The sequence below is a fragment of the Cellulomonas sp. URHD0024 genome (assembly GCF_000426185.1).
Taxonomy (GTDB): domain Bacteria; phylum Actinomycetota; class Actinomycetes; order Actinomycetales; family Cellulomonadaceae; genus Cellulomonas.
Genome location: NZ_AUEW01000010.1, coordinates 130184 through 147964, shown reverse-complemented (window position 1 = coordinate 147964; position 17781 = coordinate 130184). Strand labels below are relative to the sequence as shown.

At 72.5% G+C, this 17781-nt stretch carries 20 protein-coding genes; 11 read left to right on the top strand and 9 right to left on the bottom strand.

The genetic code is table 11. The features are described from left to right. Window position 1 precedes the first annotated feature (1 nt). Genes manD through I847_RS0112085 form a run of 4 tightly spaced genes read left to right on the top strand, consistent with a single transcriptional unit; the run spans window position 2 to window position 3277 of the window. Window positions 2–1231: a D-mannonate dehydratase ManD gene (gene manD / locus I847_RS0112100; RefSeq protein WP_028049938.1), complete on the top strand. Its 1230-nt coding sequence runs from the start codon at window positions 2–4 to the stop codon at window positions 1229–1231. 21 nt (window positions 1232–1252) lie between these two features. Continuing rightward, window positions 1253–2056, top strand: coding sequence for a hypothetical protein (locus I847_RS0112095; protein WP_028049896.1), 804 nt, complete (start codon window positions 1253–1255; stop codon window positions 2054–2056). Between the two features lie 11 nt (window positions 2057–2067). Beyond that, window positions 2068–2817, top strand: coding sequence for a 4-hydroxy-tetrahydrodipicolinate reductase (gene dapB / locus I847_RS0112090; RefSeq protein WP_028049895.1), 750 nt, complete (start codon window positions 2068–2070; stop codon window positions 2815–2817). A 4-nt stretch (window positions 2818–2821) separates the two neighbouring features. After that, window positions 2822–3277, top strand: coding sequence for a hypothetical protein (locus tag I847_RS0112085; RefSeq protein ID WP_028049894.1), 456 nt, complete (start codon window positions 2822–2824; stop codon window positions 3275–3277). A gap of 88 nt (window positions 3278–3365) precedes the next feature. Here the strand turns inward: I847_RS0112085 and I847_RS0112080 are convergent, their stop codons facing one another. Genes I847_RS0112080 through I847_RS0112065 form a run of 4 tightly spaced genes read right to left on the bottom strand, consistent with a single transcriptional unit; the run spans window position 3366 to window position 6483 of the window. Continuing rightward, window positions 3366–3929 (bottom strand): GNAT family N-acetyltransferase, encoded by a 564-nt coding sequence (locus I847_RS0112080; RefSeq protein ID WP_028049893.1) that lies wholly within the window; start codon window positions 3927–3929, stop codon window positions 3366–3368. A gap of 49 nt (window positions 3930–3978) precedes the next feature. Continuing rightward, entirely contained in the window at window positions 3979–4299 is a 321-nt protein-coding gene (locus I847_RS0112075; protein WP_028049892.1) for an AzlD domain-containing protein, read from the bottom strand. Further along, window positions 4296–5006, bottom strand: a complete 711-nt coding sequence (locus tag I847_RS23480) for an AzlC family ABC transporter permease (RefSeq protein ID WP_034610080.1) — start codon at window positions 5004–5006, stop codon at window positions 4296–4298. Before I847_RS23480 ends, I847_RS0112075 begins: the two co-directional genes overlap by 4 nt. A gap of 13 nt (window positions 5007–5019) precedes the next feature. After that, entirely contained in the window at window positions 5020–6483 is a 1464-nt protein-coding gene (locus I847_RS0112065) for an NAD-dependent succinate-semialdehyde dehydrogenase (RefSeq protein ID WP_028049891.1), read from the bottom strand. A gap of 82 nt (window positions 6484–6565) precedes the next feature. Here I847_RS0112065 and I847_RS0112060 point away from each other — a divergent pair, with 82 nt between their 5' ends. From I847_RS0112060 to I847_RS0112035, 6 genes are all read left to right on the top strand, one after another. After that, a complete protein-coding gene (locus I847_RS0112060; RefSeq protein WP_034610136.1) occupies window positions 6566–7363 on the top strand; it encodes a thymidylate synthase in 798 nt (265 codons plus the stop codon). Further along, complete coding sequence (locus I847_RS0112055; RefSeq protein WP_028049889.1) at window positions 7360–7854, top strand: dihydrofolate reductase; 495 nt, start codon at window positions 7360–7362, stop codon at window positions 7852–7854. The genes I847_RS0112060 and I847_RS0112055 overlap by 4 nt, the downstream gene beginning before the upstream one ends. Before the next feature lie 100 nt (window positions 7855–7954). Continuing rightward, window positions 7955–9496 carry a M6 family metalloprotease domain-containing protein gene (locus tag I847_RS23475; protein ID WP_081680861.1) on the top strand — a complete coding sequence of 514 codons (1542 nt, stop codon included), beginning with the start codon at window positions 7955–7957 and terminating at the stop codon, window positions 9494–9496. A 2-nt stretch (window positions 9497–9498) separates the two neighbouring features. After that, on the top strand, window positions 9499–9807 hold the full coding sequence (locus tag I847_RS0112045) for a hypothetical protein (RefSeq protein WP_028049888.1): 309 nt from the start codon (window positions 9499–9501) through the stop codon (window positions 9805–9807). Between the two features lie 90 nt (window positions 9808–9897). Further along, window positions 9898–10815: a 4-hydroxy-tetrahydrodipicolinate synthase gene (dapA, locus tag I847_RS0112040; RefSeq protein WP_028049887.1), complete on the top strand. Its 918-nt coding sequence runs from the start codon at window positions 9898–9900 to the stop codon at window positions 10813–10815. Window positions 10816–10841: 26 nt separating this feature from the next. Continuing rightward, window positions 10842–12527, top strand: coding sequence for a ribonuclease J (locus I847_RS0112035; RefSeq protein ID WP_028049886.1), 1686 nt, complete (start codon window positions 10842–10844; stop codon window positions 12525–12527). A gap of 180 nt (window positions 12528–12707) precedes the next feature. On the opposite strand, the gene I847_RS0112030 is transcribed toward I847_RS0112035, so the two are convergent. The 3 genes from I847_RS0112030 to I847_RS0112020 form a co-directional block, all read right to left on the bottom strand. After that, window positions 12708–13118, bottom strand: coding sequence for a hypothetical protein (locus I847_RS0112030; protein ID WP_028049885.1), 411 nt, complete (start codon window positions 13116–13118; stop codon window positions 12708–12710). Between the two features lie 65 nt (window positions 13119–13183). After that, window positions 13184–14113, bottom strand: coding sequence for a DMT family transporter (locus tag I847_RS23470; RefSeq protein WP_051274836.1), 930 nt, complete (start codon window positions 14111–14113; stop codon window positions 13184–13186). A gap of 145 nt (window positions 14114–14258) precedes the next feature. Next, window positions 14259–15209 carry a GlxA family transcriptional regulator gene (locus I847_RS0112020; RefSeq protein WP_028049884.1) on the bottom strand — a complete coding sequence of 317 codons (951 nt, stop codon included), beginning with the start codon at window positions 15207–15209 and terminating at the stop codon, window positions 14259–14261. Window positions 15210–15279: 70 nt separating this feature from the next. On the opposite strand from I847_RS0112020, the gene I847_RS0112015 reads away from it, so the two are divergent. Further along, complete coding sequence (locus tag I847_RS0112015) at window positions 15280–16062, top strand: MBL fold metallo-hydrolase (protein ID WP_028049883.1); 783 nt, start codon at window positions 15280–15282, stop codon at window positions 16060–16062. On the opposite strand, the gene I847_RS0112010 is transcribed toward I847_RS0112015, so the two are convergent. Both I847_RS0112010 and I847_RS0112005 read right to left on the bottom strand, forming a co-directional pair. Further along, window positions 16059–17174, bottom strand: coding sequence for a DNA glycosylase AlkZ-like family protein (locus I847_RS0112010; protein WP_028049882.1), 1116 nt, complete (start codon window positions 17172–17174; stop codon window positions 16059–16061). The genes I847_RS0112015 and I847_RS0112010 overlap by 4 nt on opposite strands. Continuing rightward, the gene (locus I847_RS0112005) at window positions 17171–17770 is read right to left on the bottom strand and encodes a TetR/AcrR family transcriptional regulator (protein WP_028049881.1); all 600 of its coding nucleotides are present in this window, start codon (window positions 17768–17770) and stop codon (window positions 17171–17173) included. The genes I847_RS0112010 and I847_RS0112005 overlap by 4 nt, the downstream gene beginning before the upstream one ends. Window positions 17771–17781: the final 11 nt, after the last annotated feature.

Below are 17781 nucleotides of genomic sequence, written 5' to 3'. Positions count from 1 at the left end.
CGTGCTCATCACGTCCGCCGAGGTGCTCGTCACGAGCCCGGGCCGCAACTTCGTCACCCTGCGCCTCACCACCGACGACGGGTTCGTCGGCCTCGGTGACGCCACGCTCAACGGCCGCGAGCTGGCCGTCGTCGCCTACCTGGCGGAGCACGTGGTGCCGCTGCTGGTCGGCAAGGACGCGCACCGGATCGAGGACATGTGGCAGTTCCTGTACCGGGGTGCGTACTGGCGGCGCGGTCCGGTCACCATGGCCTCGATCGCTGCGGTCGACACGGCGCTGTGGGACATCAAGGCGCGGGCGGCGGGCATGCCGCTGTACCAGCTGCTCGGCGGACGGAGCCGCACGGGCGCGCTGACCTACGGGCACGCGAGCGGTGCGGACCTGCCGGAGCTGTTCGACTCGGTGCGCGACCACCTGGACCAGGGGTTCCGCGCCATCCGCATCCAGTCGGGCATCCCGGGCCTCGGGACCGTCTACGGCGTGGCCTCCAGCGCCTCCGACGGCGCCGGGCGCTACGACCACGAGCCCGCCCGCCGGTCGGCCGCGCCCGTGGAGGAGGTCTGGGACACCCGCGCGTACCTGCGCCACGTCCCGGGGGTGTTCGAGGCGGTCCGCAACGAGTTCGGGCCCGAGCTGCCCCTGCTGCACGACGCCCACCACCGGCTCACGCCCATCCAGGCCGCGAAGCTCGGCAAGTCCCTCGAGCCGTTCGACCTGTTCTGGCTGGAGGACGTCACCCCGGCGGAGAACACGTCGGCCCTGCGGCGCGTCCGCGCGCACACGACGACGCCGCTCGCCATCGGCGAGGTGTTCAACACCATCTGGGACTACCGCGAGCTGTTCGAGGAGCAGCTCATCGACTACGTCCGCTCGCCCGTCACGCACGCCGGCGGCATCACGGCGCTGCGGCGGATCCTCGACTACGCGGCCGTCTACCAGATCAAGTCGGGCGTGCACGGCCCCACCGACATCTCGCCGGTCGGCCTCGCGGCGTCCTTGCACCTGGGCGTCGCGATCTCCAACTTCGGCATCCAGGAGTACATGACGCACACGGCGGCGACGGACGAGGTGTTCCGCTCGGACGTACGGTTCGAGGAGGGTCTCCTGGTCCCGGGCGAGGGACCGGGCCTGGGCGTGGTGTACGACGACGAGGTCGCCGCGGGACATCCCTACGCTGCCGCGTACCTGCCGATCAACCGGCTCTCGGACGGGTCCATGCACGACTGGTGACCGGCGGGGCGATGATGGGGCATGCCCATCACGCAGGCCTACTACCAGCGGTTCGAGACGCACGCGATCGCCGACCTCGTCGAGCACGCATGGGTGGTCCGCGACGAGGTCGCGTCCCGGGAGGTGCTCCTGCCGGACGGTCGCGGCCTGCTGCAGATCGTGCTGGGCGGCCCCTGCGTGCGGGTCGACCCCCTGGGCAGCACGCGCGAGCCGGACGTCTCCGGGGTGCGCGGGCTGACCACGCGTGCGGTGGTCCGGCAGAGCGAGGCGGGCGCAGTTCGGCTCGGCCTGCAGCTCCACCCCCTGGCGGGCGCCCGCATCGGCACGCCGCTGACCGACGAGTGGCTCGAGGTCGACGCGTTGCTCGGCTCGGGTGTGCAGGCCGCAGCCGAGCACCTGCTGAGCGAGGCGTTCGACGCCGCTGCCGTCGCCCTCGTGACCGAGGCGATCGGGTCGATCCCGCGACGCACGTCGGACGAGCTCGACCGGTTCGCGGGCGTGCTTCGGGCGATCGACGAGGCCGGCGGCCTGGTTCGTGCCTCGGACCTCGCCCGGCGTGCCGGGTGCACGGTCACCGAGCTGTACCGGTGGTCGGTCGCTCATCTCGGCGTCCCGCCGACCGACTACCTCACCGCCGTCCGGTTCTCGAGGTTCCTCCGCGAGGCGTTGGGCCCTGGGGCCGTGGGTCCCGAGGCCGTCGTGGCGGCCCTGAGCTGGTACGTGCGGGCGGGGTACGCGCCGCGAGAGGTCGAACGGTTCACAGGGTCCGAGCCTGAGGAGCTGCGGCGGCTCGCGGCGGGCGTCGAGGCGCTCGTCGCCGGATAGGGTTTCCCCCCGTGAGCGAACGCATCAAGGTGGCCGTGCTGGGTGCTGCGGGCCGCATGGGACAGACCGTCGTCCGTGCCGTCGAGGGGGCACCGGACCTCGAGCTGGTCGTGGCGCTCGACGCGGGCGACGACCTCGCCGGCGCTGCGGGCGCCGACGTGGCCATCGACTTCACGATCCCCGCCGTCACCGAGGGCAACGTGCACGCGCTCGTCGACGCCGGGATCCACGTCGTCGTCGGCACGACGGGGTGGACCGACGAGTCGTTGGCCCGCGTGCGCGACCACCTGGCGAGGCGTCCCAGCGTGGGCGTGCTCGTCGCACCGAACTTCGCACTCGGCGCGGTCCTGGCCATGGCGTTCGCCGCGAAGGCGGCCCGCTGGTTCGAGTCCGTCGAGATCATCGAGCTGCACCACCCCGACAAGATCGACGCGCCGTCCGGCACCGCCAAGCACACGGCGGCCGCGATCGCCGCGGCGCGCGCCGCGGCCGGTCTCGGTCCGGTGCCCGACGCGACGTCGGAGACCCTCGACGGTGCCCGCGGTGCGTCCGTCGACGGCATCCCGGTGCACTCGGTCCGACTGCGCGGTCTGGTGGCGCACGAGGAGATCCTGCTGGGGAACGCGGGGGAGCAGCTGACCATCCGGACGGACTCGTTCGACCGCGTGAGCTTCATGCCGGGTGTCCTGCTCGGCGTCCGGCAGGTCGGGAGCCGCCCCGGGCTGACGGTCGGGCTCGAGCACCTGCTCGACCTGGCCTGACCCGGTGAGCCCACGGGCCCGGTGGACCGCTATCGCCGGCGCGGTCACCCTCACCGCGCTGCTCGGCCTGTACGTCTGGCTCGTCGCCGCGCGCGCCACCGCCCTGATCCAGACGGGCGAGCCGGTCGCGGTCGTCCTGGGCGTCGCGTTCTGGGTGCTGCCGCTCGTCGTGGTCTGGCTCGTGTCCCGGGAGTGGTCGCTGGCCGTCGACGTGCAGCGGATGGCCGACGAGCTCGCCGCCGCCGACGAGCTGCCCGTGGACGACCTGCCGCGCTCGCCGGGCGGACGCATCGACCGGAAGGCGGCGCGCGAGGCGTTCGAGCCCGCCCGCGAGCTGGCGGAGGCCGAGCCCGACGACTGGCGCTCCTGGTACCACCTGGCCTTCGCCTACGACGCGGCGGGCGACCGGCGCCGCGCGAGGGAGTCGCTACGGAAGGCCAGCGCCCTCCACAAGGCCTAGACGGACCGCCCAGCGTCGCGCCGCCCCGAAGAACCAGAGGATCTGCCGACGAAAACGCGGCAGATCCTCTGATTCGCGTGGGCGGGGGCTAGATGGACGCGGACCAGCGGTGCTCGCTGACCACTCGCGGCGTGCCGTCGGGCAACGTCCCGGAGGCCAGCTCGCGCGCGACGTCGTCGGGACCGAGGCCGCAGGACGCGAGGAACTGCGCCCGGGCGCTGTCGCCGTCGAGGACCCAGGTGTGCACCTGGTCCGCACGGTCCTCACGAAGCGTGTCGACCGCCGCGGCGAGCAACCGTGACCCGTGGCCGCTCCGCTGCCGCGACGGCTCGACCTCGAGCGTGAGGATCACGCCGCCCGGTGCGTCGAACGGGCGGTCCTCGGGCGGGGGAACGGGAGCCAGCGACACCACGCCGACGACGGTCGGACCCTCGCACGCCACGAGCACCCGGAAGCCGGCCCCTGGAGGCGTCGCGACGGCAGCGGCCCACTGGCCCTCGATCGCGGTCTCGTCGAGCAGGTCTAGGGCACCGGCCAGGATGTCCGCGTGCGAGACCCGCCAGGCGTCGACCTGGAGGCGCGCGATCGCATGCTCGTCGCCCCTGACCGCGGGCCGGACCGACACGTCGGCGTTCTCGCGGAACAGCGCCATCGTCCTGCTCTCTTCGTCGTGCTGGATGGGCCCGGTCACCCTAACCGGCTCACGACATCCCGAGCGCACGAAGGCCGGCGGCGGTGAGCGCAGCGAGCACGACGACGACGATGAACGGTGCGCGCAGCGCCAGCGCGATCGCGGCGACGAGGAGGGCAGGCAGCCGCGCGTCGACGACGATGTGCCGCCCCGTCGTCGCCGTCTGGACCGCGACGAGCGCGGAGAGGAGCGCGACGGTGACGAGCGCGGCGGTCCGCGCCACCCGGGGCTGCGCGAGCCAGTGCTCGGGCACGAGGTGCCCAGCGAGCTTGAGCCCGAAGCAGACGGCACTCGCGACGACGAGCGCGACCCAGGTCATGGCCGGGCTCATGCGGCGGACGCCACGGGCCGGGTCGGGGGAGCCGCGGTGAGCAGCCCGGTGAGGATCGCGACGATCGCCGCCAGCAGGACGGGAATGCCGGCGGGGACGAACGGGGTGGCCAGCAGGGCGACCACGACGGCGCCGGCGGCGACGAGCTGGGCGTGCCGGGCGTTCCTGCCGGTGACCCGCGGCCAGACCAGACCGAGGAACGCAGCGGCCGCAGCCGCGTCCAGGCCGTACGCGCGGGGGTCGCCCAGCGCGTCGCCGAGCAGCGCGCCCACCAGCGTGAACGTGTTCCACAGGACGAACACGCCGATCCCCGTCCACCAGAATCCCAGCCGGGCCGCCCGCCGGCCCGCGTGCGCCGTGCCGACGGCGGTGGACTCGTCGATGGTCAGCTGGGCCGCCGCGACCCGTCGCCAGCCGTGCACCCCGAGCAGCGGAGCGACCTGCGGCCCGTACAGCCCGTTGCGGACACCGAGCAGCCCGGCCGTCGCGATGGCGGCTCCGGGGAGGCCGCCCGCGCCCACCACGCCGATGAACGCGAACTGCGACCCGCCCGAGAACATCAGGAGACTCAGCGCGACGGTCTGCGGGAGGGACAGGCCGGCTGCCACCGCGAGCGCGCCGAACGAGACGCCGTAGAGCCCGGTGGCCAGCGAGACCGAGGCCGCCTGCCGGACGGCCGCCCGGCCGTCGTCGTCGGGTGCCGTCACGGACGCAACCGTCTCAGATCGCGACGTAGACGCTTTCGAGGTACTCCTCCATGCCGGCCTCGCCGCCCTCGCGGCCGAGCCCGGACGACTTCACTCCACCGAACGGTGCGCTCGCGTCCGAGACCAGGCCGCGGTTCACGCCGAGCATGCCGGTGTCGACGGACTCCGCAAGGCGCAGCACCCGCGCGATGTCCCGGGTGTAGGCGTAGGCGACCAGTCCGAACGGCGTCGAGTTGGCCAACGCCACGGCCTCCTCCTCGGACCCGAAGGTCACCACCGGCGCGACGGGGCCGAACGTCTCCTCGGTGATCACTCGCAGGTCCGGCGAGACCCGGTCGAGCACCGTCGGGGCGTAGAAGTAGCCCGGGCGGTCCGGTCGCTCGGCGCCGGTCCGGACGCGCGCACCGCCGTCCACGGCCTCCGAGACGACCTCGTCGACCCGGTCGACCGCGGCCTGCTCGATCAGCGGACCGACCGTCGTGCCCTCGTCGGCACCGTGCCCGACGACGAGCTTGTCGAACGCGACGGTCAGCGCTGCCGTGAACTCCTCGGCGACGGACGCGTGCACGAGGAACCGGTTGGCCGCCACGCAGGTCTGGCCCGCGTTGCGCATCTTGGCCTGCACGGCGCCCGTCACCGCGGCGTCGATGTCGGCGTCCTCGAACACCAGGAACGGGGCGTTCCCCCCGAGCTCCATCGAGGTGCGCAGGACGGTGTCCGCCGACGCCTTCAGCAACGCCGACCCGACCTCGGTCGAGCCGGTGAACGACAGCTTCCGGAGCCGCGGGTCCGACAGCAAGGGACCGGAGATGCTGCGTGCGGAGGCCGAGGGCACCACGTTGATCACGCCGGTCGGCAGTCCGCGGTCCGCGAGCTCCGCCCGGATGATCTCGGCGACGTACGCCGTGGTCAGCGGGGTGAGCTGGGCAGGCTTGATCACGACGCTGCACCCGGCCGCGAGCGCCGGCGCCACCTTGCGGGCGATCATCGCGATCGGGAAGTTCCACGGCGTGATCAGCAGGGCCGGACCGACCGCGCGGCGCAGGACGAGCTGGTGGTTGGCGCCCGACGGAGCCCGGCGGGCGAGGCCCTCGAACCGCACCGCCTGCTCGGCGTACCAGCGGATGTAGTCGGCGCCGTAGGCCACCTCGGCGCGTGACTCGGCGAGCGGCTTGCCGCCCTCGGCGGTCACGAGCGCGGCGATGTCCTCGGTGCGCGCGGTGATCGTCTCGAACACGGCACGCAGCAGCTCCGAGCGCACCCGTGGAGCGGTGGCCCGCCACTGCGGGAAAGCGTCCGACGCGGCCGTCAGCGCGTCGAGCGCGTCCTCGGAACCACCGTCGGCGACGTCGAACAGCGACTCGGTGGTGCCGGGGTCGTTCACCGAAAAGGTGCGCCCGCTCCCGGCGGGGCGCCAGGCCCCGTCGATCAGGATGCCGGTGGGGACGTGCGCGGCGACGGTGGGCGGCAGAGTCATGCTCGCAGTCTCGCTCTCCCGTCGGCGCCGCACCACCTCTCTGCTCGTTCCTGGGAAGCACCGGCGCCATACGATGGCCCACATGATCGAGACGCCGTACGAAGACCTCCTGCGACTCGTCCTGGAGACGGGCACGACCAAGGCCGATCGGACGGGGACCGGCACCCGCAGCGTCTTCGGCCACCAGATGCGGTTCGACCTGTCGCAGGGGTTCCCCCTCGTCACGACGAAGCGTGTGCACCTGCGCTCGATCGCGTACGAGCTGCTGTGGTTCCTGCGCGGAGAGTCGAACGTCGAGTGGCTGCGTGAGAACAAGGTCACCATCTGGGACGAGTGGGCGTCGCCCGACGGCGAGCTGGGCCCGGTCTACGGGGTCCAGTGGCGCAGCTGGCCGACGCCGGACGGTGGGCACATCGACCAGATCACGCAGCTGATGGAGAACCTGCGGCGCGACCCCGACTCCCGTCGGCACATCGTCTCGGCGTGGAACGTGGCCGACATCCCCTCGATGGCCCTCGCCCCGTGCCACGCGTTCTTCCAGTTCTACGTGGCGGACGGCAAGCTCTCGTGCCAGCTGTACCAGCGCTCGGCGGACCTGTTCCTGGGCGTCCCGTTCAACATCGCCTCCTACGCGCTGCTGACGCACATGGTCGCCCAGCAGGCCGATCTCGAGGTGGGCGACTTCGTCTGGACCGGTGGCGACTGCCACATCTACGACAACCACGTGGACCAGGTGCGCGAGCAGCTCAGCAGGGAGCCGTACCCGGCACCCACGGTGAACCTCCGCCGGGCGGCGTCGATCTTCGACTACACGTTCGAGGACATCGAGGTCGTCGGCTACCAGCACCACCCGACCATCAAGGCGCCGGTGGCCGTGTGACGGTCACCCTGGTCTGGGCCCAGACGCCCACGGGGATCATCGGCCGCGACGGCACCCTGCCGTGGCACGTGCCCGAGGACATGGCCCACTTCCGGGACCTGACCCGGGGGCACCCGGTCATCATGGGCCGCGGCACGTGGGACTCGCTGCCGCCCCGGTTCCGGCCGCTGCCGGACCGCGACAACATCGTGCTCACGCGGAACCCGTCGTTCGAGGCAGCCGGAGCCCTCGTCGCGCACGGCGTCGAGGAGGCGTTGCGGCTCATCGAGAACCGAGACGCCTTCGTGGTCGGCGGCGGTGAGGTCTACGCGCTCTTCCTGCCCTTGGCGCACCGCGTCGAACGGACGATGGTCTCCCTCGACGTGGGCGGCGACACGCGCGCGCCGGCGCTGGATCCGCGCGCCTGGAAGCGCGCCGACCCGGACCAGACCTGGCTCACCTCGACGGCCGGCGGCACCCGGTACCGGTTCGAGTCGTACACGCGACGCTGAACCCGCTGCGGCCCTGGCGTATCTGACGGCTCCGCGGGAGGCTCTTGGTGGCAGGACCTCGTTCGGAGGGGACGCGGCCACGATGCAGAGAGGCATGGCGATGTCGGACTCTTCCACGGCGACCGGCTTCACGCCCGACCAGCACCAGCACACCTGCGCAGTCCCGCCGAGTCCCCAGCTGCGTGAGCAGTGGGCCAGGGCGCTCGAGGGCGCGAACGAGGCGGTGGCCCGTACGGACGGTGCGGCACCTTTCCTGCGGATCGAGCGTGACCCGCGTCCGCTCGGGTTCAACGACGGCGTGATCGTGCCGCCCGAGGAGTTCCCGGCCGGCACGCCGTTGACGAGGATCCGCGGTGCGGCCGCGGACCGGGCGCCCTTGCGCGGCACCGTCCGCGTCGCGATCGTCCTCGTCGACTTCTCGGACAAGCACCTCACCACCACGAAGGCGCAGATGGAGACGCTGTTCTTCTCCACCGGAACGCTGCCGCACGGGAGCGTGAAGGAGTACTACACCGAGGTGACCAACGGCCTCGTCCAGCTCGACGGCGTCGTGGTCGGCCCGTACCGGATGCCGCACACCCTCTCGTGGTACGCGGCCAACGGCTCGGGTGTGGGCAAGAACGACACGCCCTTCCGGTCGCCCGTCCTGGCGCACGACGCCGCGGTCGCTGCGAACAAGGACGTCGACTTCTCCCCGTACGACAACGACAAGAACGGCTTCGTCGACGCCTTCATCGTGGTGCACGCCGGAAAGGGCGCCGAGGAGACCGGCGCGCTCGGCGACATCTGGTCGCACAAGTCGACGCTCGGTACGGCGTACAAGGCCGACAAGACCAAGATCTACGGCTACCTGACCATCCCCGAGGACGCCAAGATCGGGGTCAGCGCGCACGAGCTGGGACACCTGCTGTTCGGCTTCCCGGACCTGTACGACATCGACTACTCCTCGGCGGGTATCGGCGACTGGTGCCTCATGGCCGGCGGGTCGTGGAACGGGGCGGTCCCCGGCGAGCAGCCCGCGCACCCGAGCGCCTGGTGCAAGGTGGACCAGGGCTGGGTGACGACCACCGTCGTCTCGGCCGACGGGCCGCTGACCGTCCCGGAGGTCGAGACGTCGCACACCGTCTTCCGCCTCTGGAAGGACGGCGTCGCCGGTCCCGAGTACTTCCTGCTCGAGAACCGGCAGCCGACGGGGTACGACGCCGCCCTGCCCGGCTCCGGCCTGCTCCTGTGGCACATCGACGACGCCATCCCGGGCAACACCGACGAGAACCACTACAAGGTGGGCCTCGTCCAGGCCGACGGGCTCAAGGGCCTCGAGCAGAACCACAACGGCGGCGACGCCGGCGACCCGTTCCCGGGTTCGGCGGCGATCACCGTGATCGACGGGTCGACGACGCCGAGCACCAGGTCGTTCGGGAACGCCGACACGAGCGTCGGCCTCTCGACGATCTCCGCGTCGGGCGCCTCGATGACCGCGGCCGTCCGGGTCCGGTCGTCGGTGACGCCACCGGACGGCACCACGCTCGCCATCAAGGTGCTGATCGACGAGCTCGTCAAGGACGGTGCGGACCTCGCCAGGCAGGCCCAGGACCTCAAGGCCCTCTACGAGAGCGCCTCCGCCGGTGCGAAGGTGGGCTGAGGATGGTCGCGGCCCGGAAGAACCGCACGGCCGTGACCGGCGTCATCCAGGCCGCCCGCGAGCAGGGACCGGACATCGTCGAGCTCGACGTCCTGGTGCACAGCTCGGGGGCGGTCGAGGGGCAGCCGGACCTGCTCACCGGTAACCAGCCGGCGGACCGCCCCTGGACGCTGCGTGCCCGCCGCTCCGAGCTGCCCGACGGCGACCTCACGGGCTGGCACATCTCCGGCGAGGCCACGCTCGCCGGTCCCGACGTCGTACGGCTCGTCACTGCGGGCTCCGCACCGCTGCTCACGCCACCCGGATCGTGATCGCGGTCGCGGTCGTGGTCGTGGTCGCGGCCGACGGGCGCCGGTGATCGGCGACCACGCCGATACGTCCCAGGGCGGTACCGTGGCCCCATGCCGCGTATCGCCACGCCCACCCGCCCGTTCGGGTCCGTGCTCACCGCGATGGTCACGCCGTTCACTGCCGATGGTGCGGTCGACCTCGACACCGCCGTCCAGCTGGCCCGACACCTCGTCGCCAGCGGCCACGACGGTCTGGTGCTCAACGGCACCACGGGCGAGGCGTCGACCACGCACGCACCTGAGAAGGCGGAGCTGGTGTCCGCAGTGATCGAGGCCGTCGGGGACGACGCCTGGGTCGTCGCCGGCGCCGGCTCCAATGACACCGCGCACGCCGTGCGGATGGCCGAGCAGGCGGCCGAGGCGGGCGCGCACGGCCTTCTCGTCGTCAGCCCGTACTACTCCCGACCTTCGCAGGAGGGCGTCCGGCGACACGTCGAGGCCGTCGCCGATGCCACCGACCTGCCTGTGATGCTCTACGACGTGCCGGGTCGGACGGGCGTGCGGTTCGCCGCCGCCACGATCGACGCGCTCGCCGAGCACGACCGCGTCGTCGCCATGAAGGACGCGTCGGGCGACCCGTACGCGGCCGCCAAGACCCTCGCCCGCACCGGCCTCGCCTGGTACTCCGGCGACGACAGCGCGTTGCTGACCCTGCTGGCCAACGGAGCCGTCGGGATCGTCAGCGTCACGGGCCACGTGGCCGGGCGCCAGCTCGCCGACATCGTGCGCGCGTTCGACGCCGGCGACCACCGTGAGGCACTCCGAGTCTTCCGATCGATCACTCCCGCGATCGACGCGCTCAACGGTGCCGGCTTCCAGGCCGTCGCCGCGAAGGCTGCGCTCCAGGTGCTGGGCATCACGCCCGAGCGCTCGGTGCGCCTCCCGCTCGTCCCCGCGTCCGACGACGAGCTCGCGCTGATCCGTGACGGCCTCCGCGCCGCCGGTCTGCTCGATGTCGTCGTCGGCTGACCGCATTTGACCCCACCAGGAGACACATGAGTCACCCGCACCCCGAGCTCACCCTGCCGCCGGCTCTGCCCAGCGGCGCCCTGCGTGTCGTAGCGCTGGGAGGGCTCGGTGAGGTCGGCCGCAACATGGCCGTCCTCGAGTTCGCCGGCCGCCTGCTCGTCATCGACTGCGGTGTCCTGTTCCCCGAGGACCACCAACCCGGCGTCGACCTGATCCTGCCGGACTTCGAGTACATCAAGGACCGTCTCGACGACATCGAGGCGATCGTCCTGACCCACGGGCACGAGGACCACATCGGTGCTGTCCCGTACCTGTTGCGCCTCCGCCGCGACATCCCGCTGGTCGGCTCGCAGCTGACGCTCGCGTTCATCGAGGCCAAGCTCAAGGAGCACCGGATCGCCCCGGTGACCCGCGTCGTGCGCGAGGGGGACACGTCGACGTTCGGCTCCTTCGAGTGCGAGTTCATCGCGGTGAACCACTCGATCCCGGACGCCCTCGCGGTCGCCGTGACCACGGGCGCGGGCACGGTGCTGCACACGGGCGACTTCAAGATGGACCAGCTGCCGATGGACGGCCGGATCACCGACCTGCGCGCGTTCGCGCGGCTCGGCGAGAAGGGCGTCGACCTGTTCATGGTCGACTCCACCAACGCCGAGGTGCCGGGGTTCGTCTCGCCCGAGCGCGGCATCGGACCGGTTCTGGACCAGGTGTTCGCCGACTCGACCAAGCGGATCATCGTCGCGTCGTTCGCGTCGCACGTGCACCGCGTCCAGCAGGTGCTCGACGCCGCCTACACGCACAACCGTCGCGTCGCGCTCGTCGGGCGCTCGATGGTGCGCAACATGGGCATCGCCGCCGACCTGGGTTACCTGAACGTTCCCGAGGGTGTGCTCATCGACCTGAAGCAGGTCGACCAGCTCCGCGACGACGAGATCGTCCTGATGTGCACGGGGTCGCAGGGCGAGCCGATGGCGGCGCTGTCGCGGATCGCGAACAACGACCACAAGGTGTCCGTCGGCCCCGGCGACACCGTGATCATGGCGTCGTCGCTGATCCCGGGCAACGAGAACGCCGTGTTCCGCGTGATCAACGGCCTGACGCGGCTCGGTGCGCGCGTCGTGCACTCGGGCAACGCCAAGGTGCACGTGTCCGGCCACGCCAGCGCCGGCGAGCTTTTGTACTGCTACAACATCCTGCGGCCCCGGAACGTCATGCCCGTGCACGGGGAGATCCGCCACCTCGTCGCCAACGCCGCGCTCGCCGTGCAGACGGGCGTCCCCGCCGACCGCGTCGTGCTGGCCGAGGACGGCATCGTGGTCGACCTGGTGAACGGGCGGGCGAGCATCGTCGGGGCGGTGCCCTGCGGCTACGTCTACGTCGACGGGTCCAGCGTCGGCGAGATCACCGAGGTCGAGCTCAAGGACCGCCGGATCCTCGGGGACGAGGGCTTCATCTCGATCTTCGCGGTGGTCAGCTCTGCCGACGGGAAGGTGCTGGCCGGCCCCCAGATCCACGCGCGCGGGTTCGCCGAGCAGGACGCCGTGTTCGACGACATCCTCCCGGAGCTCACGGCTGCCCTCGAGGACGCTGCGCGCAACGGGAACTCCGACGCGCACTCCCTCCAGCAGGTGATCCGTCGGGTCGTCGGTCGTTGGGTGTCCAACCGCCTGCGTCGCCGCCCGATGATCATCCCGGTGGTCGTCGAGGCCTGACGTCTACCGAGGCACGGCCCCGATCTGCGCGAGCGGCTCGGGGCCGTCCTGGCGTCAGGATCCTCGCGCAGCCCTTTCACCCCTCGATAGCCACCGCCGCGAGGACCTGGGGCAGGAGGGATCGCATCGTCTCGGTGACTCCGCCATCCCGGCTCCGACGCCTGACGCCTCGGGACCAGGTCAGCTGCGGGAGGCGAAGACCAGCGCGACCACGCCGAGGAAGGGGATCAGACCCAGCACGACGCCGATCCATGCGAAGGCCGGGTCCCGCCACCCTCGCACCAGCACGACGCACCCGACGACGACCGCCCCGATCGCGCATCCGATGGTCAGCACCGCCAGGACGACGGCGATCGTGGCGAGGCGCCGTTCCTCGGGTGTGATGCTCGTGATCCCACCCATCGAGCCGGCGGCGGAGAGCACGACCGTGGCGTAGGCGATGGGCAGGAGCACGTACACCAGGGCCCCGAGCAGGACGGCCGTCTGGCCGCACGACCAGCCACGGCGTCGTGTCGAGCGCACGACCTGCACGGACCCGTCGACGGGCCACGCAGGCTCCGCCCCGTCGACGGAGCGCTCGGGCGCGGACATGCGTCGAGCCTCGCAGCGACAGGCGCGTCAGCAACGGACTCGGCGAACCTTCACCCGTACGCGTCTCAGGACGGTGGCACCGGCTCCACCTGCCCGGAGACCGGGTCGACGTCGACGTCGACGGCCGCAGGCTCGGCGTTCCGAGACCGGCGGGACGCAGCCGCGGAGCCGACGAGGATGAGCGCCGTCGCGGCGACGACCGTGAGCGTGATCGCCTCGTCGAGGACGACGGCGCCGAGCGCGACGGCCACCACAGGGTTGAGGTACGCGACGAGGGTCGAGCGTGCCGCGCCGACCTCCATGATCAGCCGGAAGAACAGGACGAAGGCGAGCGCGGTGCAGACCGCGCCGAGCGTCGCGAGCGCGAGCACCCCGTCGAGGGCGGGCCAGTCGTGCGGGCCGGTGACGACGACGATGGGAAGGTAGAACAGTGCGGTCACGGCCAGGCACGTCGCCGTCAGAGGGATCGCCGGCACGTCGCGCAGGAACAGGTCCGCGATCATGGGCGCGGTTGCGTAGCCGACGGCCGCGAGCAGAACCTGCGCGACCGCCCACGGGTTGCCGCTGCTCGCCGCCCCCGGGCCCAGCAGGAGGGCGACACCGCCCAGGCCGATGAGCAGGCCGATCCATCGGACGGCCGCCACCGGTCGGCGGTCCCCGACGAGCCTGCCGAGGACGACCGCGATGATCGGCACCGTCGCGATCAGCAGCCCGGTGGTGGAGCTCGCCAGTGTCGTCTCGGCGTTGGACAGCAGGATCCATGGCCCGACGATCTCGAGGGCCGCGAACGCCAGCAGCGCCTTCCAGTGCCCACGCAGGACGCGCAGTCCGCCGGCGCGCAGGGCGAACGGCATCAGCAGCAGCGCTCCGAGCGCCGTCCGGACGAAGACGACCATGACCGGCGTGACCTCGCCGACGGCGATCTTGATCAGCAGGTACGGGATGCCCCAGATGACGCCGACCGCGAGGAGGAGAGCCCAGCCACGTCTACTCATGCCGGCTCACCGGGGCAGGTTCGTGGGCACGTCGGGCTTCGTGCACCGGCTCACGGGCGGGCGTGGGTTCAGGAGCCGGTGCGGGCACTCCGACGGACGTGACGCGCATCGCCCCAAGGTACGACGGACCTCCGACATGGACCGGTCAGGACCGGAACGCGGCCCGGTGCCGGCGCGGGCTCGTCCGGAACTCGCGTGCGAAGTGCTGGCGGAGTGCGGCCGACGACCCGAAGCCGGAGGCGCGGGCGACGTGCTCGACGGGCTGGTCGGTGGACTCGAGCAGGACCCGGGCGTGCACGAGTCGTTGCCGCAGGAGCCACTGTGCGGGGCTCGCGCCTGTCCGGGCTCGGAACTGACGGGTGAACGTCCGCCGCGACTGGTGCACGCTCGCCGCCCACGTGTCCAGGTCCAGGGGCTCGTCCAGCCGGGCCAGAGCCCACGCGATCGCGCACTCCACCGGGTCGACGCCGTCCGTCGGTGCGACCGGTGCAGGGATGTACTGGGCCTGGCTGCCGTCGCGGTGCGGTGCGAGGACGAGGCTGCGGGCGACGTCGGCGGCGTACGTGGCGCCGTGGTCGCGGCGGACCACGTGCAGGCAGCAGTCGAGGGCGGCGGCGACGCCCGCGGACGTGACGACGTCGCCGAGGTCGCACCACAGGACGTCGGACCGCACCGCGGCCGACGGTGTGCGCCTGGCGAGCTCCGCAGCGGCCGACCAGTGCGTCGCGACCTCGCGACCGTCGACGAGCCCGGCGGCTGCGACGACGAAGGAGCCGAGGCAGAGGCCCACGACCCGGGCCCCGCGGGCGTGTGCGGCGCGGACGGCGTCCAGGAGCTCGACGGACGGTGCGAGTGAGGTGTCCCAGCTGGGCACGACGACGGTCTGCGCGCCCCGGAGAGCCTCGAGGCCATGTCCGACGAACAGGTCGTATCCCGCGTTGGTCGTGAGCTGCCCCGGCACCTGCGCGCAGACCGTGACGCGGTAGCGAGGTTCGGGCGCCGACCTGGTCCGCGATGCGAACACCGTGGACGGGACCGCCAGGTGGAAAGGGCTGATGCCCGGGAACGCGAGGACGACGACCTCGTGCAGCGTCATGGCCCGATGTTATCGAATGGTGGCTTCTGGGCCACTGGTTCTCCGTGATCGGCCCGACGACTCTGGGGGCATGACCTCACCGATCACCGCCACGCTCGTCGGCGGACCCACCCTGCGACTCACCTACGCCGGTCTCACGTTCCTGACCGACCCGACGTTCGACCGGCCCGGTGCTTTCGGACCGAGGGGCGGCGTGACGCTCACGAAGCTCGTCGGCCCAGCGATCGCGCTCGACGACCTGGGCCCGGTCGACGTCGTCCTGCTCTCGCACGACCAGCACGCCGACAACCTCGACGACGCGGGCCGCACGCTCCTGGCCGACGTGCGGCTGGTCCTGTCCACGCCCGACGCTGCGGAGCGCATCCCGGGCGTCGTGGGTCTGCGGCCCTGGGAGTCCACCGACGCGGGAGACGTGACGGTCACCGCGGTGCCGGCGCGGCACGGACCCGAGGGTGCCGAGCCGCTCAGCGGTGTCGTGACGGGCTTCGTGCTGGAGGCGCCGGGCAACCCGACCGTGTACGTCTCGGGGGACAACGCCTCGCTCGACGTGGTCGCGGCCGTCGCCCGACGGTTCCCCGCGGTCGACCTCGCGGTCCTGTTCGTCGGCGGTGCGAACGTCGGCCGGTTCGGGTCGGAGCCCGTCACGCTCGACGCCCTGCTCGCCTCGGCCGCTGTCGACCTGCTGGCGCCGGCCCGCGTGATCCCGGTCCACCACACCGACTGGGCGCACTTCGTCGAACCCCTGAGCGTGCTCGAGGAGCGACTGGCCGACGGCGGCCGCTCCGAGCGGCTGCTCGTGCTCCAGCGCGGCGTGCCGACCGAGGTCTCGACGGCCCTGCCGGTCGGGGCCTAGACCGGTTCCAGTCCCCGGAACGCGGCCAACCGCCCGTGCTCCGTCTCGACTGCGTCGCGGGTGGCGGCGTCCCAGGGGAGCCACTCGTCGAGCTCGATCCCGAGCGACTTCCCCCGGGCCCTCGGGCGCCAGGTGCCGACGATCTCGCCGCCGGCGAGCACGGCGCCGGGCCGTCCGAGCGACTGCCACAGGGACGGGTGCCGCGCGGTGTCGGGCACGACCAGCCGACGATCGCCGCCCTGCAGGTACAGGTCGTAGGCACCGAGCAGTCGCACGACGTCCGTGTCGGCCGCATCGTGCAACGCGTCGAGGTCGCCCTCCAGCAGGTCCGCGTCCGCACCGTCGACCTGCACGGTGACGGCGTCGGACGGCCATCGCGCCAGGACGTCCTTCACGGGAGCGTCGAGGTACGCGGCCACCTGCTTGGCCGTCACAGGTCCGAGGAGGCGCAGCAGGCCGCGGATCGGGTCCAGCCGGCCGTCGTCCTTCTCGGACCGGGCGAGCGCTCCGACCTGCGCGGAGGGCCACCCGGGGATGCGACGGACGACCGGGGGAGCGGTCCCCGGTCCGAGCTCGAGGCCCGCGTGCAGGGCCGCCAGCCGGAACGGCATCTCGTACATGTGCGTCGCCTGGCAGGCCTCGCACCACCGCAGGTACGGCTCGGGCATCCGGGCCGTCATGCGGGTGGACAGCTCGCCCTTGGCGAGCGGCTCGGTCACGACCTCTCGCATGGTCCGCGCGGTGGTGGCGAGCGCCTCGGTGACGGGGATCCCGGCGGCCTTCAACGGGCGGGCCGCGTTGAGCACGCGCTTGGCGGCGTCGACCTCCGAGTACGGACGGAGCGTGCGTTCGACGTCCCGCAGGTCCGCGCGACGGTACGCGTGCGGCGCCCCGCGCAGGGTCCAGGCGAGCGCGATCTCGTGCGGCCAGTGCGCGGCCGTGACGGGCACCCCTCGCACGGCCAGTGCCCAGAGTGCGCCGTCAGGCCCCGTGTCCTGCACCCCGAGGTCGAGCACGTCGGCATCCCCAGGTGCCCGGTCCGGCCGGGTGGCGCGGTCCAGCTGTTGCGCGTGCACGCGATAGCGCCGGACGCCCGCAGCGGTGACCTTCATGCCTCCACGGTGCCACCACCGACCGACACGATGCCCGGGCCCGCCGCGCGCAGGAGCGTCGTGAAGCGTGCGGCCGGTTGGTCGCCCGGCAGGAGCCCGTCGAGCTCCAGCTCGACGAGTCCGTGCACGAGCGCCCACAGACCCACCGCCGCGGGCTCGGCGTCCACCGCGCGGCCGACGAGCGCGGTCACGGCCTCACGGAGCACCAGGAACGTCTCGTTCTGCGTCGCGGGTCCGCGTGTCCCGTCCCGGGCGCCGGCGCCCGCCGCGCTGAACATCACGCGGTAGAAGTTCGGGTACCGGAGCGCATGCTCCCGGTAGGCGAGGCCCAGGCCGAGGAGGTCCGCGGCGGGGTCCTGCGTCCGCGGGACGGCGGCGAGGCGTGCGGCGAACCGGGCGAACGCCTCGTCGCCGACCGCGCGCACGAGGTCCTCGCGGCTCCCGAAGAGCGAGTACACCGCGGAGGACGACGTGCCGGCCCGGCGCGCGAGGTCTCGGACGGTCAGGGCGTCGGCGCCCGAGGCCGACACGATCGCCGACGCCTCGTCGAGAAGGCGGAGTCGTAGGGCGTCGTCGTGGACGCGGGGCCGGGCCATGGCGGCGAGTC

Bases quoted from the DNA above. Each gene is read 5' to 3' on its own strand.
- I847_RS0112095 (WP_028049896.1), top strand. From the start codon at position 1,253: ATGCCCATCACGCAGGCCTACTACCAGCGGTTCGAGACGCACGCGATC.
- I847_RS0112080 (WP_028049893.1), bottom strand. From the start codon at position 3,929: ATGGCGCTGTTCCGCGAGAACGCCGACGTGTCGGTCCGGCCCGCGGTC.
- I847_RS0112075 (WP_028049892.1), bottom strand. From the start codon at position 4,299: ATGAGCCCGGCCATGACCTGGGTCGCGCTCGTCGTCGCGAGTGCCGTC.
- I847_RS0112065 (WP_028049891.1), bottom strand. From the start codon at position 6,483: ATGACTCTGCCGCCCACCGTCGCCGCGCACGTCCCCACCGGCATCCTG.
- I847_RS0112060 (WP_034610136.1), top strand. From the start codon at position 6,566: ATGATCGAGACGCCGTACGAAGACCTCCTGCGACTCGTCCTGGAGACG.
- I847_RS23475 (WP_081680861.1), top strand. From the start codon at position 7,955: ATGTCGGACTCTTCCACGGCGACCGGCTTCACGCCCGACCAGCACCAG.
- I847_RS0112045 (WP_028049888.1), top strand. From the start codon at position 9,499: ATGGTCGCGGCCCGGAAGAACCGCACGGCCGTGACCGGCGTCATCCAG.
- dapA (WP_028049887.1), top strand. From the start codon at position 9,898: ATGCCGCGTATCGCCACGCCCACCCGCCCGTTCGGGTCCGTGCTCACC.
- I847_RS0112035 (WP_028049886.1), top strand. From the start codon at position 10,842: ATGAGTCACCCGCACCCCGAGCTCACCCTGCCGCCGGCTCTGCCCAGC.
- I847_RS0112030 (WP_028049885.1), bottom strand. From the start codon at position 13,118: ATGTCCGCGCCCGAGCGCTCCGTCGACGGGGCGGAGCCTGCGTGGCCC.
- I847_RS23470 (WP_051274836.1), bottom strand. From the start codon at position 14,113: ATGAGTAGACGTGGCTGGGCTCTCCTCCTCGCGGTCGGCGTCATCTGG.
- I847_RS0112020 (WP_028049884.1), bottom strand. From the start codon at position 15,209: ATGACGCTGCACGAGGTCGTCGTCCTCGCGTTCCCGGGCATCAGCCCT.
- I847_RS0112015 (WP_028049883.1), top strand. From the start codon at position 15,280: ATGACCTCACCGATCACCGCCACGCTCGTCGGCGGACCCACCCTGCGA.
- I847_RS0112010 (WP_028049882.1), bottom strand. From the start codon at position 17,174: ATGAAGGTCACCGCTGCGGGCGTCCGGCGCTATCGCGTGCACGCGCAA.
- I847_RS0112005 (WP_028049881.1), bottom strand. From the start codon at position 17,770: ATGGCCCGGCCCCGCGTCCACGACGACGCCCTACGACTCCGCCTTCTC.